This window comes from Mesorhizobium sp. ISC11, from assembly GCF_037162595.1.
Lineage (GTDB): Bacteria > Pseudomonadota > Alphaproteobacteria > Rhizobiales > Rhizobiaceae > Mesorhizobium > Mesorhizobium ciceri.
Genome location: NZ_JAVSPW010000001.1, coordinates 580545 through 595901, shown reverse-complemented (window position 1 = coordinate 595901; position 15357 = coordinate 580545). Strand labels below are relative to the sequence as shown.

The window sequence follows — 15357 nt, the reverse complement described above, 5'->3', positions numbered from 1 at the left end:
ATGAACGAAGCATCGGTGCGTGAACTGGCCTGCGAGGCACGGCTCAACCTGCGGCGTCTGCCGGACTACATGGACAGCATCTCAGACAGGCTGCGGAGCTTCGAGGCCGATGCTTCGCATCAGGGACAGCGCATCGATTTCCGCTTTGCCTTCGGCGGCGCCTCGTTCGACATGGAGCGGCTGGTGATGCGGGCCAATGCTGCCGACCGCGACGGGCTCGCCCGTATCAAGGACCTGCTCGCCACAGCCGTACAGGTCTACGCCAAGGAGGAAAACCCCGAGATCGTCTGGACCGGCGATCTCTCAGGCGAAACCAGCCTCGCCCAGTTCCGCGAGATGGTGGTGACCGATGTTCGCGACCTCACTCCGAATATGCGCCGCATTCGTCTGGCCGGCGAGAATCTCTCGCGCTTCGCCAAGTTCGGCGGCATGCATATCCGCATGCTGTTTCCGACCAGGGACGTCCCCGATCCGCTGTGGCCGGTGCTGGGCGGCAATGGCTTACCGGTCTGGCCCACCGACGACCGGCGCCCGGTGGCGCGCGTCTACACCATCCGCGCGCTTGACGTGGAAAAGGGCATCATCGATGTCGACTTCCTGATCCATCCCGGCGAGAGCGTCGGCTCCGCCTGGGCCATGCAGGCCGCGCCCAGCATGAAGGTTGGCATCATGGGCCCGGTCGGCCGTCCGGTGCGGCAGGCAGAATGGTACGTCATGGGCGCCGACGAAACCGGCTTGCCGGCGCTGGCTCGGCTGCTGGAGACACTACCGGCCGGGACAAAAGGCGTCGCCTTCGTCGAGATCGCCAATGATGGTGAAAGACAAGCGATCAACAATGGCACGGGCATCGACGTTCATTGGCTGACACGGGATGGCGTGGCGGCGGGCGAGGACAGACTGCTGGCCGAGGCTGTCCGCTCGGTGGCGTGGCCGCAGGACGGTTCGGCCTTCGGCTGGTTCGCCGCGGAAGCCGCTGCCGCCAAGATCGTGCGCGAATGTTGGCGCGACACGCTGGGGCTTGGTCGCGATCAAACGCTGGCGGCGGCCTATTGGCGGCGTGGCTCTGCCGGATTGATGGCGGGGTGAACTCTGATGATCGGCCCGCGGTCTTTGCCGATGCCGATATCAATTTGATCACCGGAGACAAGGTTCGAAATATCGCACACCACCAGCGGCATGCGGATGTCATAAAGAAATTCGGCAACGATGGCACCGACCGCCAGGATCGGGTCCGGCCGCTCCAGAAGAATACCGGCCGGCGCCGTGCCCCTGCGGATCGCCTCTGCCAGGACCGAGGATGACGACGACGAGCCGCGACCGCTCGGCATGACCAAAATCCTGCCGGCGACATTTCGGCCGAGGCCGGGGTGCGAATGGTCTGTTATCTCGCCGGTCTCGGCATCGATACCGCCCCAGAAGCTGAGCGGTTGCGAAAACACCAGCGCCTGACCCTCAGCGTCACCGGCCAGCTGGAAAGTGCCGGTTCGTTCCACCGGTCGCGTCATGACGCGCTCCGCACAACATGCCCGGCCGCAGCAGAGCGGATGCAATCCCGCATCTCGGCGAAGGCGACGGACACACCGATATTGCCGGGTGCGTAGTGCGCCCATTTGCCGGAATTGGTCATCACCACGCCATCGAGGCGTTCCAGGATCGATGTGACATAGGTGCAGGTATCGGCGACCGGGATCAGGCCGAACGCCTCCATACCGGCCAGCGCGCCCTCCTCCTGCAATCGCGTCAGCGTCGCGCGGCCGGTGTTGACATAGATCGGAATGCGCCTACCCGGTGCTGCCTCGCGCAGCAACGGCAACAGTCGCATCCATTCCTCATGCGAAAAATGCGGCGTGCCGAGCGACACGGCCGCCAGCGGCGCGCCATCGGGCACGGTCGATAGCCTGGCCAGCGCATGATCGATGTCGGCGCGGCTGATGCGGATCGTCTCGTCAGGCGCATGACCCTGGAACGCCTCGTCGAGCGTCATCGCTTCCGGCGTGATGCCGACCGCATGGAACAGCGCCACAGCACCGGTCGTTGCCGCCGCCGCCCCCAGCGCCTTCAGCTGGTCCTCGTCGCGCGGCCGCGGCAGGCCGGCAATCACCGAAACGCGGTCGCCGCTCGCTTGCCCAATCAATAGCCCGACGCCGACGAAAAGGCTGTCGCTCGGCTCGCTGTCCGGAACATCCAGCTCAAACAGGATCCGACCACGCCGGTTCTCGCTCAGATGCAGACCCCAGGCCGGCGCGCGCCCGGTCATGGCGCAGCACAGATCGATGAAATCGCCATAGCGGTTGGTCCGCGCGCCGATCACCGAATTGGCAAAGACGATGGCGTTGGATTCCCCCCAGGCGATCTGTTGGCCAAAGCTTGGCCGGAACCGCGTCTGGTAAGGCGCGCAAGTGAAAGTCGCCTGGCAGCCGAGCTCCAGATGCGCTTTCATCAGCCGCCGCGCCGGCACCTCTTCCGCCGCTGGCATTTTCACCATGCCGGGATGGATGAGATCGAACGAACCGACATTGAGCGTCGTCGGCACCTGCACGCGGCCACCGCCTTCGACCAGCCGCTCGACGAAATCGAGCCCTGCCTTGCCGTGGTAGAGACAGCCGTCGATATGGGCGCCGGCAATGTCGAGCAGGCTGCCCGCGCCGATCGCGTTGGAAAAGGCGACCAGGATTTTCATGGCAGCAGCCGCTGACAGGCCATGCTCGCCGTCGAGCATGGATCGGTCGCGTGCAGTCAGTTCCAGGGTCATCGGTATGCTCCGGGTCGTGCCCGTCTATGCTGTCCCTGATTGCGGACGGTCTGGCAAGACCCGGTGAGGATCAGTTCGCCGCGATCAACACCGTGCTTTCAGGCGACCAGCGCAGCACGACATCCTGACCTTCTGCCAGCCGTTCCATGCCGGTATTCTGCACAATCACTTTCAACGTCTGACCAGCACGCTCGACGAAATAGGTGCTGTTGCTACCGGCGAAGATGCGCTTGGAAACCTGTCCCTTGAGCATGTTGGCGTTGCCATCCGGTGTTCCGGCATCCCTGGCGATGCGGATGCGTTCGGGCCGCACGGCACAGCTCGCCTTGGCGCCGGCGGCAAGCTTGGCACCCACACCAGCGGCAATCGCCGTTCCGTCCGCAAGCCTGATGCCATCGCCCGTGCTGTCGCCGCGAAAAATGTTGGCGTCGCCGAGGAAGGTGGCGGCGAATTCGCTCTTCGGCCTGTTATAGATCTCCTCCGGCGGCCCCTCCTGCACCAGCCTGCCGTCGCGCAATATGCCGATGCGGTCGCTCATCGTCAGCGCTTCTTCCTGGTCGTGCGTGACGAAGATGGTGGTGATGCCGATCTCGCGCTGGATGCGCTTGAGCTCGATCTGCATATCGACGCGCAGCGCCTTGTCGAGCGCGCCGAGCGGCTCGTCGAGCAAAAGCACGCGCGGCTTGGTGACGATAGCGCGGGCGAGAGCCACACGCTGCCGCTGCCCGCCGGAGAGTTGGTGCGGCCGGCGGCCACCAAGCTTGCCGAGCTGCACCAGATCGAGCGCGCGCTGCACCTCCGTTGCAATCACCGCCTTGGCCTCGCCGCGCACCGACAGGCCGAAGGCGACATTGTCGGCGACGCTCATATTGGGAAACAGCGCATAGTTCTGGAACACCATGCCGATGCGCCGCTTTTCGACGGGCACCCGCTCGACGCTCTCGCCACCGATGGTGATGCGGCCCGAATCGGGAAAATCGAAACCGGCAATCTGGCGCAGCAGCGTGGTCTTGCCGCTGCCCGACGGCCCCAGCAGCGCATAGAATCCGCCATCGGCGAAATCGATGGAGACATTGTCCAGCGCCTTGTGTGCGCCGAAACTGCGCGAGACATCAGATACCTGCACGCCGGCCATTATTTCTCTCCGCCGAATTTGAAGAACCGCGCCGTGAGCAGCATCAGCGCCATCGACACGACAATGATGATCGTCGAGACCGCATTGATCTCGGGCGTGAATCCTTTGCGGATCGCGGCGTAGATTTCCACCGGCAGCGTCGTCTGCCCAGGCGTCGCCAGGAAATAGGACACCACGAACTGGTCGAACGACACTGCAAACGCAAACAGCCCTCCGGCAATGACGCCTGGCGTGATCCAAGGCAGCGTGACGCGCCTCGTTACCTGCCACTGGTTAGCGCCGAGCGAGCGTGCCGCCTCTTCCAGCTCCGGCGCGAAGGTCTGCAGCCGGGCCGAGACGACGACGATGACATAGGGCAGCGCCAGTGCGACGTGGCCAAGCAGGATCGCATGCAGCCCGCGACCGATGCCGACGCCGAAAAAGAAGATCAGCATCGCCGTGCCGGTGATCAGCCACGGAATGGCGATCGGCGGAAACAACAGCGCCTGCAGGAATTTCTTGCCGCGAAACTCATAGCGATAGAGCGCCAGCGATGCCGCCGAGCCGAGCACGACACAGATGACGGTGGTGATGACGGCGATCTCGACGCTGTTCCAGGTGGCGGCGATCAGCTGGTCGTTCTGCCACAGCGAAGCGTACCATTCGGTCGTCCATTCGAACGGCAATTGGTAGAAGGGCGAGACGTTGAACGACATCAGTGCCATGATGATGATCGGCAGATAGAGGAAGGCGAGCAGCAGACCGATGTAGAAGCGGCCAAGCCATTCGAGGACGCGGGTCGTCGCCATCACGCGGCCCTCCGCAGCACCGGCGACGCCACCGCCAGGATGACCAGCACCACGGCCAGCAGGATGAAGGAAAGCGCGGCACCGAGCGGCCAGTTGAACACGGCGACGAACTGGTCCTCGATGACCGTGCCGTAGAAGGTGCCGGTGCGACCGCCGAGGATGCGCGGCTCCATGAACGAGCCGACGACGGGGACGAAGATCAGGGCCGCACCCGCGACCAATCCGGGCATCGACAGCGGGATGATCACCCGCTTCAGCACCTGTAGCCGTGAAGCGCCAAGCGAACGCCCGGCCTCAATCAGGGAATCATCGATCGCCTGCAGCGTGAGATAGCAGGTCAGTACCATGTAAGGCACGTAGGAATGCACCAGCCCGATGATGACGGCTGGATAGGAATACATCAGGTCGATGTTGATCTTGAACGGCAGCACGGCGTTGAGCGCGGTGTCGAGAATGCCGCCCTCGCGCAAAACCATCGCCCAGGAAAAGATGCGCACCAGCCCGTTCGACCAGAACGGCAAGATGACGAGCAGGAAGATCGCCTCGCGGCTGCGCCCCTTCAGCACTTTGGCGAGCACGTAAGCGGCGGGATAGCCGATGACGACGCACCACAGCGTCACTTCGAGGCCAAGCCGCAGCGAGGCCAGCAGCAGTGTCAGATAGAGGCTTTGCGAGAAGAAGGTGGCATAGTTGCCAAGGGTGAATGTCCACGGCTTTCCCGACAGCGGCAGCTCGGTCATGAACGAGAAAAAGACCATGGCCGAGAGCGGCAGGAAGATCGCCACCGTCAGCCAGAGATAGGCTGGCGCCAGCAGCGGCAGTGCCGATCTCAGCCCGCTTCGCGACGCTGTCGCAGCTGCCATGATACCCTCCCCCAGGATTGAAACGCCAGCCGGCGCGAACCGCCGGCTGGCCGGGATGTTGGCTCTATTTCACGTCGACCTTCAACTGCTGCCACAGCGCCAGATAGGCTTCGCGCTGGGCATCGGTGATCGGCGCCTGGAACTGGATGCGTTTGGCCACCTCGGGGTCGCCCATGACCTTGCGGTTGAAGGCATCCTCGGGCAGCGCTTCCACCGCCCTAGTGTTGGCGGAGACAGGAGCACCGACCTTGGTGACCCATTCGACGTAGAATTTCGGGTCGATCATGTAGTTGATGAAAGCCTCGGCGCCGGCGACGTTCTTGGCGCCGACCGGAATGGAAAACGCGTCGAGCCAGGCGACGGCACCCTCCTGCGGCACGACCAGAGAGACCGGCAATTTGAAATGCGTCTTGGCGCGATCGGCCGAGCCGCTCCAGTAGGTGCCGATGTCGATCTGGTTGGAGGCGACCATCTGGTTCCAGTCGTTCTCCGAACTCCAGAAGGTCTTGATCTGCGGCATCAGCGAGGTGAGCTTCGCCTTGACCGCATCCATATCCTTGATGTCGTTGATGTTCTGGCCCGTTGCGATGGCGCCGAACTGCACCGCTTCGACGGCATCGTCGCGAATGACGACGCGGCCCTTGTGGGCGGCATCCCACATCTCGGCGATGCTCGTCGGCGGCTTGTCGAAGGATTTGTCGTTGATGGCGAGCGCGGTGAGGCCCCACACCCACGGCACGCCATAGACCTTGCCGTCATGGACGAGCATCGGCGATCCCGCCTTGTCCTTGCTGATGTCGGCGTAGTTCGGCAATTTGGAGACGTCGATCGGCTGGATCAGTTTGCCGTCCATCGCCTGGTCGTTGAAGGCGGCATTGATCATGACCACGTCGTAGAGACCGGGATTGGTCCGGATCTTGGTCAGCATTTCCTGTTCGGAATTGAAGAAGTCGTTGACGACCTTGTTGCCGGTCGCTTTTTCGAAAGCCTCCACCGCCCATGGTTCGTCGGCGCCGTATCCCTTCCAGTTGAGCACATGCACTTCGTCAGCCTTGGCAGCGAACGCGAGTGCGGAGGTAAAGACGGCGGTCGCCGTCAGCAGAGCAGTCAAGTCAGGCATGCGCATGGTTGGTTCCTCTCTGTGGGTTTGCCCGGTTCCCGGGCTTGTCAGGCTTTACAGCTGTTATGCATTGGCCTTCTGTGTCCGGCCTGCTCCCGACGGATCGGCGGCATGGCTCAGGAATGTCTGGATTTGGTGGTCGGTCGGCGCCGACGAGCCGCCATGGCGGGTGACCGATATGGCCGCTGCCGCATTGGCATAGCGCGCTGCCTCGAAGGGCGGGATGCCGCGCGCCAGCGCGCTGACGAAAGCACCGATATGGGTGTCGCCAGCGCCATTGGTGTCGATGGCGGTGACCTTGAAGCCGGCAACGGTCTGCGCCGTGCCGTCGGCCAACCTGATATGGCAACCCTTTGCCCCGGAGCGGATGACCACGCCCGCTGCTTTCGGGCAGTGGTCGCCCAGCAGCCGTACCGCGAGGCCCTCGACATCGCCTGGGCCGGCAATCTCGGCGGCTTCCGTCGTGTTGCAGCTCAGCCATGTGGTGCGGGCAAGCACCCGCGACAGGATGGGACGCGGAATGTCCGTGATGACCGGCGTCGGGTCGAAGACGAAGGGAATACCTGTCGGCAGCGCCTCGATCCAATCAGTGAGCGCATCGCGACTCTTGGGGTAGCTCAGCGTGTAGCCGGAGGTGAACACCCAGTCACCCGGTGCCACCGCGACCGGCGCCATCATGTCGAGGCTGAGAACGCTCTCCGCACCAGGCCACGACACGAAGGTGCGTTCGGCGTCGCTCGAAATCATGGCGACGCAGTTGCCGCTGTCCATCACGGGCGATGGCGGCGTCAGTGTCTCGATACCCTCGGCTATGAACGCAGCGCGCAGGAAATCGCCATTGGGCCCGCTGCCGAGTTGGCCGCCGAACACCACCTGCATGCCGGTGCGGCTGGCCGCCACCATCATGTTGAAGCCGCCGCCGGCGACCTGGGCAAAGCTCGATGCCGTCTTTTCCATGCCGGGCGCCGGCAGGGCGTCGATGCGGTAGACATAGTCGACCACGGCACTGCCGACATGGACGAGACGGCCGCTCATTCCGCCGCGTCCTTGCCGGAACCGATTTTCGCCATCCTTGCTGCCACGAGATCGGCGGCGAGCGCACGAACCTCCGACATGTCGAGGCCGACAAGCCGGGCGATATGCTGTTGCGGCAATCGGGAAAAACCGCTGCAGGCGCCGGCCATGCCGGCAGCGATGGCGCCGATCGTATCGGTGTCGCCGCCGAGATTGGCGCTGATGACGGCTGCTTGCCATGGGTCGCCACGCGCGACTTCCAGCACGGCGAAGGCCGCCGGAACGGATTCCTGGCTGGCGACGCCGGTGCCAACCAGATCGGTGATCAGCCGGATCGCATCCCTGATCGCCTTGCCGTGCACGATGTCTTGCGCCCAGACGATGCGCGCGGCGATGTCGCCGCCGGTCACCCAATGTCCGAGTGTCGCCCCTCGCCTCGCCGCCGCGACCGCGCTGGCGGAAGCGTCGCGCCAGCCACCGCCGGCGACGCCGCGGCTGACGGCTGCCGCAACGGCAGCGGCGGAGGCGATGGCAATCGAGGTGTTGTGCGTGGCCCGGCAGGTCTCAGCCACCTTGCCGACGAACCCTTCCAACGGTTCGAGCGGCATCATGATGCCGACCGGCGCGATACGCATCGCCGCACCATTGGTGTCGCCGCTGCGTCCCGCTTCCTCAGCCGGCACACCATTGTTGATGGCGTCGATGGCGCGTTTGGTCGATGGCCCCAAAAGGTCATAGCTGCCACGCGCCTTCACCTCGCGTTCCCAGTCGAGCAGCGCATTGACCCAGCGCGCATGGTCGAAACGGTCGCCGGATTCGACCAGGATGCGGCCGAGCAGCAACGCCTGCTCGGTATCGTCGGTGATGGTGCCAGCGGCCAGTCCCTTCGACACCGGATGATCCGGGAAAGGCTCGATGAAATCCTCGACACGGCCGTAGAGTTCGGCAATGCGAACCGGCGACAGAAGCTGCGTCGGCATGCCGAGCGCATCGCCCAGCGCTCCGCCGACAAGCGCCCCCATGGCGCGATCAATGGCCTTGCTGGTTGCATCCGACATCGCTCAGAACCTCATATGCAGCGCAAAATGCGCCGGATTGAGCAGGCTGGTGACGTACTCGATCGGCCGGTCGTCGGCGGCGCGCGTCAGCCGGCGGCCACGCAGGAAAGGCGTGCCTTGCGGGCAGCCGAGGATGGCCGCATCCTCGGCATTGAGCATCTCGATCTCGACCCATTCCTCGCCATGGTCGGGAATGAGGCCGGCGACGCGCAGCGTCTGGTGCAGCGAGCCCTCGCGCAATCCGCGCAACGGTACGTCCTCGAGCTCGGAGGACAATGGCAACCGGCTGCGCTCGATGGAGATCGCATGGCCGTCGCTGGCGTTGGTGCGCACCCGGTCGACGGCGATGAAGAACGGGCTTTCGATGCCAAGCAGCGCAGCCAGATCGGGGTCTTCGATGACCTCCAGCCGCAGCGTCCGCGTCTCGGCATTGGCGCCGGCATCGGCCAGCGCGCGCGACCAGCCGATCGAGTCGTCGACCGGCTTGCCGTCGAAGGTGACGAACGAGCCGATACCAACCTTGGTCGTGATCAGCCCGCGGCTGGACAGTTCCTCGAGGCCTTTGCGGACCGTATTGCGGCTAACGGAGAAGCGCTGGACGAGTTCGTTCTCGCTTTGAAGGCGGTCGCCGAAACCGAGGACGCCGGAACGGATCTCATGTTCGAGGACGGTGGCGATCTGCTCGGGCTTGCCCGTGCCGGGAGACAGTTGAACCGCGCGCCGCTTCATAAGGGTACCTGTTCAATGAACCTGTATAATCCTGTTCAATACCGAGGCCCGGATGCTATGTCAACAGATGCCGAAGACTGACCAACAGGCAGCGAAATGTGCGGGATAACCGTGCAGGGCGTGCCGAGAGGCAGGTCAATAGCCCTGAAAAGCCGGTCGGCGATCGCCAAAAAGAGGCATACATCAAGGGTATGGAGCCAGATCCTGATTCAATTTCAGCAGGGGCAGGCTACGGGATCGACACCTCACGCGGTTCGACGAGGATGTCCGCCTCGATAGCGGCGTTGATGAACGCCGCTCTTGCCGCCGAGACTTCTTTCTTTCCCTCGAGCACGGCCAGACAGGCCTTGCGGGCAACCATATGCTTTTGCCCGGTCGCAACCGGCCAGCGGTTCAGCAGGATGTCGGCAGCCTGAGCGACCCGCTCCACGTTGAAGATCGAGTTTCGCGATCGGCCGAGCGCAATCCTGACCGGCTCATCGAAACGCTGATCTTGCACGATGCCACTCCCCAAAGTCGGCATTCATCGATTCGCGGCCTTCAACCCCGAGCAATGTGATAGGTTCTGCGCCAAAGGTGCAAGATGTCCGATTCCAGTGGCCAGAAAAATCCCAGGCTGATCGTCGTGGTCGCGTTCGATCGCGGTGAGGATGGCGAGTTGTTCCCAGCCTTTGGACCCGCCGACCAGCAGAGCGAGGATCGCGCCATACGCACCGCCAGGGCTCTGACGGCAAAGCATTCCGGCGTCATCGCCTGGAGCCGTGAGGCCGATCCGACGCTGGGCGAATATGGTCCGCCGAACACGCTCTTCGTCAGCGGTGACGTGCCTGACATGGAGTAGTCGACTGGCGCCAGCATCTGAACGCCTCGCCCATAGGGTTTGATGCGAGCCGGTTTTGCCTCGCCAGCAAGCAAAAGCCCGCTACGGTGAACCGGAGCGGGCCTTGGAGGAGGACAAGGGGTGGGACCCTCTCCTCTTGTTTCCACGGGGGGGGTGTGGACCGCAATGACCATACGAAAGTTTTGCAGAGTGCAGGATCACAAGCCGGCTTGCCTGCATCACAATCCGGTGCACGCCGACGTTGGGGCGCTCACGAGATTGCGATCAGTTGGCGATAACCCGGCTAGATGCACCCGAGTACGACAAGCACGATGACAATGAGCAGCACGAGCCCAAGGCCGCCGCCGCCATAGGAGCCGGCGCCGTAGGATTGAACGTCGCAGCTGCGATGTTCAAAAGACGAGCGCTCCAAAGGCCTACCGTTCCGCGATTGTGGCGGGCATCGCGCGGAAGAAGTCACGCCAGCAACAGAAACGGCCATCCAGGTGATGGCAACCAGAATTTAATTCCGGCACGCCTGTGGACCGCAGAAAGCCCACCAGTGTGGCGGGCTTTCCGATCGGCCGGAGATGGCGAGAAGCCGATTGCAGAAGCAATTACGCGAGGTAGTGAGTTTCAGCTTCACAGAGAGAATACTGAAATTGAAGTGTGTTATATATATCTCAAAATTTCTGAAATAATAAAGTTGTAATATTAGTTTGCACAAACAATGCGCAGATCTATTGACGATCAACGTTGCCAGGTGATTGCAGACCGAACGATTCTGCGCGCCGGGGCGCTGTTAAACGACGCCGTAGAACAGCCTGTAGTGGACGCGCTTCATATAGTCCCGGTACTCCGGCGTGGCGGCCAGCAGCGCCTCTTCACGCAGGATGCGGTGCACCTGGAAGAAGGTGATCACCGCGTAGACGGCTAGATTGTAGAAGGAAAAGGCCGATAGCAGGAACAGGAGATGGCCGGCAAGATAGCCGGCATAGATCGGATGCCGCACCAGACGGTAGGCACCGCCTGTCATCACGCCGCGATTGCCCGGCAGAATGGCGAAAGAACGCCCCAGCGATATCTTTCCCCAGATCACGAACCCCAACGCCAGGGCCTGCAGCGGCGCCGCAACATGGACCGGGATGATGGCCACGCCCGGCTCCAGGTCGATGAAACCGACACCGAAGCTGGCGATCACGGAGACAACCACCGTGAGCGGGTTCCAGTCGCGAACCTTCGGCCGACGCGACAGAAGCAGCCAGGTAAAGGTCAGGATCTCGGAAATCGCCACCAGCGCCACATTGATGCGCGTCGGGTCGAGCATCAGGTGATACACGCCGCGGTAGACGAACATGCCCGCGAAGGCCAGCGCGCAGATCCGAAAGAAACCTTCGCGCAAATCCACCAGGATCTCACGCTTTCGGGCTGCGGACAGAATCGTGCCGTCACTGACGTGCGAAAGCGCCTCGCTTTTTGATATGAGCAATGCAGACACCCCAATGATCCCTCAGGGCGACCTTTGCACGCAACCATTGCCGGGCAGTTAATCAACAAGATCAGATCGGTCTTAAATTGGCTGTCGGGGAGCCAGGGCGCCACTTCCAGACGACCTGCTCCCCGCGGTCGCCCAGAAAGACTGGCGACCCATGTCATTTGGTTTTGCCAGACTAGCTCAGATAGTCGTTGCGGAAATAGCTCCCGAAATCCGGGCGTCGAGCAACCAGCTTGCCGTCGGAATCGCGCAAAATGCCGGAGGCGAAGAGATAGTCGCCAATCGCTTCCATCTTGGCCGGATCCATCGTCCCGATGGCCCCGCTTTGGCTGCGTAGATAATGGCCGTCGATCAATGCCTTCAGCGAGGCGTGGATCAGCGCCGGATTGGTCAAGGCATCCTTGTTTGCAGCGATCAGCAGGGTTGCCGCATCGTCGGGGTGGTCGACAGCGAACTGGTAGCCGCGTCGCGTCGCCTGAACGAAGTCGGCCGCAGGCTTGGGATTGGCCTGGAGATAGGCTTCGCTCGAAGAGATCAGCGTCGTGTGCTCATCAGGCACGCCATAATCGGCATAGACGAAGCTGCGCTGCTTGACGCCCCTGAGTTCGGCTTCGACACCCTCCCAGGTCGAGACTTCGAGCGTGAAATCGACCGACCCATTGGCCAGCGCCTCATAGGCTGAGGTGCCGAGCGTCACCGTCTCGAAATCGCCCTTGCCGCCGTCGTGGCGGATGATGGTCGATATCAGCGCGTTTTCCCAGGCACTGCCGAAGCCGCCATAGATCAAGCCGTCGAGGCTTCTTGGGCTTTTGATCTCGTTGCGTGCCGCATTGAAGACCACGCGGCCTGTTTCGGACTGCACCACCGCATAGACGCCCTTCAGATCCGCCCCGGCGGTTCTCTGGGTGAACAGGCTGATGGTGCCGTTGATGCCGAAATCGGCGACGCGGTTTGCGACCAGCGTGCCAGCACCGGTATCGCTGTAGGGCAGGATGTCGACCTCGAGTCCGGCCTCGCGATAAAACCCTTTGTCGCGGGCAACGAACAGTCCGATGTGGTTGGTGTTGACCGTCCAGTCGAGGGCGACGGTGACCTTTTGTGCCGCCGATTGTGCTCGAGCCCGACGCGTTCCGGCAATCAAGGGAAGGCCGGTGGCAAGGGTCAGCAACAAGGCCTGCCGGCGCGTCAAGTCAGTCATGATCGTGTCCTTTGGATGGATTGGGGTTGAGGATGATGTCGAGGATTTCGGCCTCGAGCGCGCTTGCCTGGCGCGCGGCATCGCCGCCAAGGCTGCGCGGGCGCGGCAACGGCACCCTGATTTCACGCACGATGCGGGCCGGGCGCGCCGACAGCACATAGATGCGGTCGGACAGGAACACGGCTTCGCGCACGTCATGGGTGATCAAGAGCGCCGTCCAGCGATGATGCCGCCACATCTGTTCGAGCCAGCGCTGCATGGCGGTGCGGGTCAGCGCATCGAGCGCGCCGAAAGGCTCGTCGAGCAGGAGCATGTCGCGCTCCTGCACCACGGTGCGCAGCAAGGCCGCGCGCTGGCGCATGCCGCCGGACAGCTGCGCGGGAAAATGCCGCTCGAAGCCGGCAAGCCCGAATTCGGCAAACAACGGCGCAACGCGCGCCCGCGCCGCCTGTCTCCTCATACCTTGCACTTCGAGCCCGAGCGTCGTGTTGTCGAGGATGCGCCGCCATGGCATCAGCGCGTCGCGCTGCGGCATGAAGGCGAAGTGCCTGCCGTGGTCGTCGAGCCGCGCGCCGTCGAACAACATCTCGCCCTCGCCATGCTCGGCGCCGGTCAGAAGCTGGAACAGCGTCGACTTGCCGGCACCCGAGGGTCCAAGGATCGAGACGAACTCACCAGCGCCGACGCTGAGCGAAATATCGGCCAGCACGTCGAGGCCACCGAACGCCTTGTGCACATGCCGCAGTTCGAGCCGGCTCATCGCCAGGCCCCCTTCCCGGCAGTTTCCCTGCCGGCTCGCTCCCAGGGCATGGCAAGACGCTGCAGCAACACGGTCAACCCGAACAGGACAAGGGTCAGCGCCGCGCTGACACCGACGGCGGCAAGAACCAGATCAGGACGGAAATTGTTTTTGGCGTTGAGCATGTAGATGCCCAGTCCCTTTGCGGCACCGGCATACTCGGCGAAGATGGCGCCGACCACCGCATAGGTGATGGAGATCCTCAACCCGGCAAAGAAGTAAGGCAGCGCCGAAGGCAGCCGCGCGAGCAGGAAGATGCGCCAGCGCCCTGCCCCCATGGCGCGCAGCATTTGCCCGATCTCGGCCTCGGTCGCCTCATAGCCTTCGACCAATGCGACCAGCATCGGAAAGAAGGTGACCAGCGCCACCAGCATGATCTTGGGCGCCAGCCCGAAGCCGAACCACAGCACCACCAGCGGCGCGATCGCCACCAGCGGCAAGGTCTGGCTGACGATGAAGACGGGAAACAACGCACGCCGCAGCGGCTGGAAGAAGTCGACCAGCATCGACAGCACGAAGGCTGCGCTGAGCGAACAGGCAAAGCCAAGAAGCGTGGCACGGATGGTCGGAACGGCATTGTCGGCCAGCGCCTCGCGATTGAGCATCGCTTGCTCGAAGACGCGTGACGGCGCCGGCAGTATCGTGGCCCTGATGCCGGAATAGGTGGCATAAAGCTCCCACGCCAGCAGGAGCAAACCGGCCGAGATCATGGCCGGCATTGCCTTGACGAGAAAGCTCGCGATCGGGCGCGAAGCGACTGATGATGAGACCACGGGAGATAACCTTTGACGGCCGCGAGAGCCGCGCGGCTTCAGACGGCCGACGGGCTGTTGGCCGAGACCGTGACGTCGAGGGTTACGTGGCCAGCGCCTGGTCCGAAACGGCAGAAAGCCTCGTCCAGCGCCGAAAAGATCGCACCGGCATCACCGCGCAGTTTCGTGCAGAAATGTTTGGAGCGCTCATAGACGCCGGACTGCTTGAGAAAGTCTATGCAGCCGTAGATCTCGTCCATGTGGTCGTCTGTGCCCATCACATAGAGCGAGAACTGCGCCGCCGCAGGCTGGCCGGTGGCAGCAGCATTGCGCACCGCCGCGATGGCCGCGTCCTTGCGCGGGCCGAGTGGACCGACGGGCCCGCCAAACGCATCGGAGCGGCAGATCGGATCGTCCGGCTCGCCAGGGCAGCCGCGCGAGATGGTGGCCGACAACACGCAATGTTTGCCGCTGCGTGCCGCCGCCACGAAGAGGTCGCGCATGGCAGGAAACAGCACTTCGGGCGGCCCGACCAGCAAGGTCGAGATGTCGTCGGTCTCGATCCTGAGTTTGTCGCGCCAGGGATCGAGCGCACCGAGCGCGCCAAGGATGACACCGACGAAATCGTCGGTCATGGGATATAGGGAAATCTGTGCGCCTGAAAACATCGCCCGCCTCGCTCCGCTGGTATTACCCAGATCAGCTTCTAGGGTCTGTGGGCTTGCCGCCCCCGTCTCAGCCCCGACCGTACGGAGCACCCCTGTGGATGTGCGCCTTAAAGCATCATTCGAGTTGAAGGAAAAGCCGTTTTTTTATCGCACTGCGCCAAAAGCA

17 protein-coding genes and 1 riboswitch are annotated in these 15357 nt (G+C 63.2%); of the genes, 2 read left to right on the top strand and 15 right to left on the bottom strand.

The window, feature by feature from the left end:
• Positions 1-1086 (top strand): siderophore-interacting protein, encoded by a 1086-nt coding sequence (locus RPF88_RS03145; protein ID WP_337121673.1) that lies wholly within the window; start codon positions 1-3, stop codon positions 1084-1086.
• On the opposite strand, the gene RPF88_RS03140 is transcribed toward RPF88_RS03145, so the two are convergent.
• The 10 genes from RPF88_RS03140 to RPF88_RS03095 all read right to left on the bottom strand — a co-directional run bounded on the left by RPF88_RS03140 (position 1047) and on the right by RPF88_RS03095 (position 9958).
• Positions 1047-1505, bottom strand: a complete 459-nt coding sequence (locus RPF88_RS03140; RefSeq protein ID WP_013530810.1) for an aconitase X swivel domain-containing protein — start codon at positions 1503-1505, stop codon at positions 1047-1049. The genes RPF88_RS03145 and RPF88_RS03140 overlap by 40 nt on opposite strands.
• Complete coding sequence (locus tag RPF88_RS03135) at positions 1502-2752, bottom strand: aconitase X (protein ID WP_337121672.1); 1251 nt, start codon at positions 2750-2752, stop codon at positions 1502-1504. The genes RPF88_RS03140 and RPF88_RS03135 overlap by 4 nt, the downstream gene beginning before the upstream one ends.
• Before the next feature lie 70 nt (positions 2753-2822).
• Complete coding sequence (locus RPF88_RS03130) at positions 2823-3887, bottom strand: ABC transporter ATP-binding protein (protein WP_027160724.1); 1065 nt, start codon at positions 3885-3887, stop codon at positions 2823-2825.
• Entirely contained in the window at positions 3887-4675 is a 789-nt protein-coding gene (locus RPF88_RS03125) for an ABC transporter permease (protein WP_224621147.1), read from the bottom strand. Before RPF88_RS03125 ends, RPF88_RS03130 begins: the two co-directional genes overlap by 1 nt.
• On the bottom strand, positions 4675-5538 hold the full coding sequence (locus RPF88_RS03120) for an ABC transporter permease (protein ID WP_013530806.1): 864 nt from the start codon (positions 5536-5538) through the stop codon (positions 4675-4677). The genes RPF88_RS03125 and RPF88_RS03120 overlap by 1 nt, the downstream gene beginning before the upstream one ends.
• Before the next feature lie 64 nt (positions 5539-5602).
• A complete protein-coding gene (locus RPF88_RS03115; RefSeq protein ID WP_275952666.1) occupies positions 5603-6664 on the bottom strand; it encodes an ABC transporter substrate-binding protein in 1062 nt (353 codons plus the stop codon).
• A 57-nt stretch (positions 6665-6721) separates the two neighbouring features.
• Positions 6722-7693: a PfkB family carbohydrate kinase gene (locus RPF88_RS03110; protein ID WP_013530804.1), complete on the bottom strand. Its 972-nt coding sequence runs from the start codon at positions 7691-7693 to the stop codon at positions 6722-6724.
• The gene (locus RPF88_RS03105) at positions 7690-8730 is read right to left on the bottom strand and encodes an ADP-ribosylglycohydrolase family protein (RefSeq protein WP_224621148.1); all 1041 of its coding nucleotides are present in this window, start codon (positions 8728-8730) and stop codon (positions 7690-7692) included. The genes RPF88_RS03110 and RPF88_RS03105 overlap by 4 nt, the downstream gene beginning before the upstream one ends.
• 3 nt (positions 8731-8733) lie before the next feature.
• The gene (locus RPF88_RS03100; RefSeq protein WP_013530802.1) at positions 8734-9459 is read right to left on the bottom strand and encodes a GntR family transcriptional regulator; all 726 of its coding nucleotides are present in this window, start codon (positions 9457-9459) and stop codon (positions 8734-8736) included.
• A gap of 229 nt (positions 9460-9688) precedes the next feature.
• Positions 9689-9958, bottom strand: a complete 270-nt coding sequence (locus tag RPF88_RS03095; protein WP_013530801.1) for a DUF982 domain-containing protein — start codon at positions 9956-9958, stop codon at positions 9689-9691.
• An 84-nt stretch (positions 9959-10042) separates the two neighbouring features.
• On the opposite strand from RPF88_RS03095, the gene RPF88_RS03090 reads away from it, so the two are divergent.
• Positions 10043-10300 (top strand): hypothetical protein, encoded by a 258-nt coding sequence (locus RPF88_RS03090; protein WP_013530800.1) that lies wholly within the window; start codon positions 10043-10045, stop codon positions 10298-10300.
• Between the two features lie 781 nt (positions 10301-11081).
• On the opposite strand, the gene RPF88_RS03080 is transcribed toward RPF88_RS03090, so the two are convergent.
• From RPF88_RS03080 to RPF88_RS03060, 5 genes are all read right to left on the bottom strand, one after another.
• Entirely contained in the window at positions 11082-11777 is a 696-nt protein-coding gene (locus RPF88_RS03080; RefSeq protein ID WP_224675516.1) for a methyltransferase family protein, read from the bottom strand.
• Between the two features lie 172 nt (positions 11778-11949).
• Positions 11950-12972 carry an ABC transporter substrate-binding protein gene (locus RPF88_RS03075; RefSeq protein WP_224621151.1) on the bottom strand — a complete coding sequence of 341 codons (1023 nt, stop codon included), beginning with the start codon at positions 12970-12972 and terminating at the stop codon, positions 11950-11952.
• On the bottom strand, positions 12965-13732 hold the full coding sequence (locus tag RPF88_RS03070; protein WP_063168554.1) for an ABC transporter ATP-binding protein: 768 nt from the start codon (positions 13730-13732) through the stop codon (positions 12965-12967). Before RPF88_RS03070 ends, RPF88_RS03075 begins: the two co-directional genes overlap by 8 nt.
• A complete protein-coding gene (locus RPF88_RS03065; protein ID WP_224621222.1) occupies positions 13729-14490 on the bottom strand; it encodes an ABC transporter permease in 762 nt (253 codons plus the stop codon). Before RPF88_RS03065 ends, RPF88_RS03070 begins: the two co-directional genes overlap by 4 nt.
• A gap of 92 nt (positions 14491-14582) precedes the next feature.
• A complete protein-coding gene (locus RPF88_RS03060) occupies positions 14583-15191 on the bottom strand; it encodes a YkoF family thiamine/hydroxymethylpyrimidine-binding protein (RefSeq protein WP_164919913.1) in 609 nt (202 codons plus the stop codon).
• Positions 15182-15295: riboswitch (TPP riboswitch) on the bottom strand. (Overlaps the previous gene by 10 nt.)
• Between the last annotated feature and the right edge of the window lie 62 nt (positions 15296-15357).